The organism is Paracoccus rhizosphaerae (assembly GCF_026162645.1).
Lineage (GTDB): Bacteria > Pseudomonadota > Alphaproteobacteria > Rhodobacterales > Rhodobacteraceae > Paracoccus > Paracoccus rhizosphaerae.
Genome location: NZ_JAOTBE010000136.1, coordinates 1 through 2,940 on the forward strand (window position 1 = coordinate 1; position 2,940 = coordinate 2,940).

General features: G+C 62.6%; 2 protein-coding genes and 3 pseudogenes. 3 read left to right on the forward strand and 2 right to left on the reverse strand.

Annotated elements, in window-relative coordinates; genetic code table 11:
* A pseudogene (locus tag OC184_RS19770) lies at nucleotides 1-140 on the forward strand (DDE-type integrase/transposase/recombinase); the annotation flags it as partial.
* A gap of 31 nt (nucleotides 141-171) precedes the next feature.
* Here OC184_RS19770 and OC184_RS19775 read toward each other — a convergent pair.
* Nucleotides 172-1,377 carry an IS256 family transposase gene (locus OC184_RS19775; protein ID WP_265508902.1) on the reverse strand — a complete coding sequence of 402 codons (1,206 nt, stop codon included), beginning with the start codon at nucleotides 1,375-1,377 and terminating at the stop codon, nucleotides 172-174.
* Between the two features lie 124 nt (nucleotides 1,378-1,501).
* Between OC184_RS19775 and OC184_RS19780 the strand changes: the two are divergent.
* Nucleotides 1,502-1,742: pseudogene (locus OC184_RS19780) on the forward strand (IS110 family transposase); the annotation flags it as partial.
* Here the strand turns inward: OC184_RS19780 and OC184_RS19785 are convergent.
* Nucleotides 1,730-2,163: pseudogene (locus tag OC184_RS19785) on the reverse strand (transposase); the annotation flags it as partial. The pseudogenes OC184_RS19780 and OC184_RS19785 overlap by 13 nt on opposite strands.
* Nucleotides 2,164-2,233: 70 nt before the next feature.
* Here OC184_RS19785 and OC184_RS20640 point away from each other — a divergent pair.
* Entirely contained in the window at nucleotides 2,234-2,842 is a 609-nt protein-coding gene (locus tag OC184_RS20640; RefSeq protein ID WP_378926735.1) for a hypothetical protein, read from the forward strand.
* Nucleotides 2,843-2,940: the final 98 nt, after the last annotated feature.

The following is a 2,940-nucleotide window of genomic DNA, read 5'->3' on the forward strand; positions in this document are numbered from 1 at the left end:
CCGGAGACATCACCTATGTCTGGACCCGCGAAGGCTGGGTCTATCTGGCGGTCATCATCGATCTGTATTCCCGCCGGGTGATCGGCTGGACCATCAGCAACCGCATGAAGCAGGATCTGGCGGTCACGTCCGTCAAGCTGGTGTAATTTCCCGGGAGGCCTGAGGGCATGATCAGGCGGCTTTCGTGGTTATGCTGAGAATGGGGTCGATCTCCTCGGTGTCGATGCGGGCGAAGGCCTCGACCATCATGTAGCGGCTCGAGGTCTGCCACTCGTCGTTCTGTTCGAACAGCACAGCTCCGATCAGGCGCATGATGGAGGCCTCGTTCGGGAAGATCCCCACGACGTCGGCGCGGCGCTTCACCTCCTTGTTCAGGCGCTCGATCGGGTTGGTGCTGTGCAGCTTGGTGCGGTGCTGGCGCGGGAAGGACATGTAGGCCAGCACGTCATGCTCGCTGGCGTCCATGAGATCGGCCAGCTTGGGCCAGCGCGGGCGCAACTGCTCGGACACCTTGCGCCAGGTCTCGCCGGCATGGGCGCGGTCGGGCTGGTCGAAGGCCTGGCGGATGGCGGCGGCAACGACGGTGTGCTGGCCGCGGGAGACGTGGGCCAGTGCATTGCGCATCCAGTGAACGCGGCACCTCTGCCAGGTGGCCTCGAAGACCCGGGAGATGGCGGCCTTGAGGCCGGTGTGGGCATCGCTGATCACCAGCCTGACCCCACCGAGGCCGCGGGCGCGCAGGGACCGAAGGAACTCGGTCCAGAACGTCTCGGCTTCGGACGGGCCGATGCCCAGGCCGATGATTTCCCGGCGCCCTTCGGTGTTGGCGGCAACGGCGATTATCGCCGCGACCGGCACGATACGGCCGCCCTGGCGCACCTTGAGGTAGGTGGCGTCGAGCCAGACATAGGGCCATTCCCCGGTCAGCGGGCGGTTCAGGAACTCGCCCACCCTCTCGTCGATGTCCTTGCACAGCTTCGACACCGTGCTCTTCGAAATGCCGCTCAGGCCCATCGCCTGCACCAGCTCGTCGACGCGACGGGTAGAGACGCCGCCTATCCACGCCTCCTGGATCACGGCGACCAGCGCCTGCTCGGACGTCTTGCGGGCCTCGAGGAAGCCCGGGAAGTAGCTGCCCTGCCGCAATTTGGGGACCCGCAGGTTCAGCGTGCCCAAACGGGTATCGAGAGCGCGCTCTCGATACCCGTTCCGCCAGGTCGTGCGTTCGCCGCTGCGCTCATGCCGACCGGCACCGATAAGGCCCTCCACATCAGTCTCCATGATCAGCTGCAGGACGGCCTCGGCAATGCCGCGCAGGAAGTCTCCCTGATCGTGCTTGGCCAGAAGCTCGGACAGGTCCATGTTCGTCTTGGTCATCGGGGTCTCCGTAAGGTCCGTGGTTGAAGTCGCCAAACTCCACCTCGATCCTACACCTCGATGGCCACCCGGGATCACACCGCCAGCGGCGACGAAATTACACCAGCTCCTCGGACGCTAACCGCATCACCTGCCACTGTATTTTCCCGAGGCAGACCGGTTCCATCGCAGTTCTTACGGAGTCCGGTTCCTGGCTTTGCCTGAGGCCTTTCCATCTGCTCGCATGATCACCGCCATGAACAAGGAGGCCTTCATGGAAGCGGCCTGGCCGGTGATTGGTCGCCGCGTCGGCAAGGCGGCGCTTCTGGCGGATATCTACGGAGACTTCCGTAGGTTTGCCCGTCGCGCCAGACCCCGATGCAATCCGGATCCGCATCGAGCGATGCTGCCCGAGCACACGACAAGCGAACCGTTCCGAAATCCGGAACGTCTGCCTGACATGCTCGATGCAAGCACGACGGCGGGGCTCAGTAGTTTCCCCGAACCCGCCTCCCGCAGGATCAGCTTCTCGAGTGTCAGATTGAAGACGGCCTTCCGAAGCCGGTCCCTCGACAGCTGTTCTCGGACCGATGGCGAACCGCCGGCGCAATCCTTCTCAAGCTTCTTCAGACGCTTCATCTGGTTCGTCTTCAGGCCACCAAACTATTTGCGCCACCAATAGTAGGTGAACTGCGTCACGCCGATCGAGCGCACGGCCTCCGCAACCGACTGGCCTTGCGAAACCAATACGTCGACCTGCCGGAGTTTCGCTACAATCTCCTCAGGCTTGTGCTTCCTCTGGGGCATTCCCGCGTCCTCCAAGTGGCTCGAAAGCCATACCTCAGGGAGAACCACTTTTGAGGGGGCAGGCCACTGCATGACCGTCTGGCCAAAGAACTGTGCATTGCCGGGATATCGGATGTGGAAGCGGCCAATGCCTCCCTCCCAGGCTTCATGCAGCGGTATAACGTTAGGTTTGCCAAGCCCGCTGCCCGTCGAGACAGTCTCCGCACCGGACCGTCTGGCCAAGATATTCTGTCTGCGCAACAAGTGCTATGTCAACAAAGACCTGACCCTGAAGTACGATCACAAGCGGATCCCGCTGGAGGTCAACGAACTGACACGGGGGCTGGTCGGCAAGCATGCCAATACATACGAGTCTGATAGGCGCATCCAGGTTCGCCCAATGGCATCGTCCTTCCCTGCCATCCTCGATCCGCACCAACACCGCGTCACCCTTATCGCAACTACAGACAACAGACATGTCAGCGCTGTCCTTGCCCATATCGAGGCCGAGCAGGACAGGGCGGCCGCTAGCGCCCACGTGCGCCCGGAAAGCGCCCGCAACGGCTACCGAAAGAATGGACGTCGCAACAATGGCTGGAACTCACTTACTGTACGCAAGCGCATCGCAGACCGTAAAGCCAGTCAGGGCGACGATATAAGGTCTCCGCCCTGTCGCGGAGCTATGCGGGAAATTGGGTGACGCGGCCTGATCAGGCGGCGCGGTTTTCGGCGACGCTGGTGGCGACATCGTCGGTGAAGGTGACGCCGTCGATGACCAAAGGCAACTGGTTCGCGCCC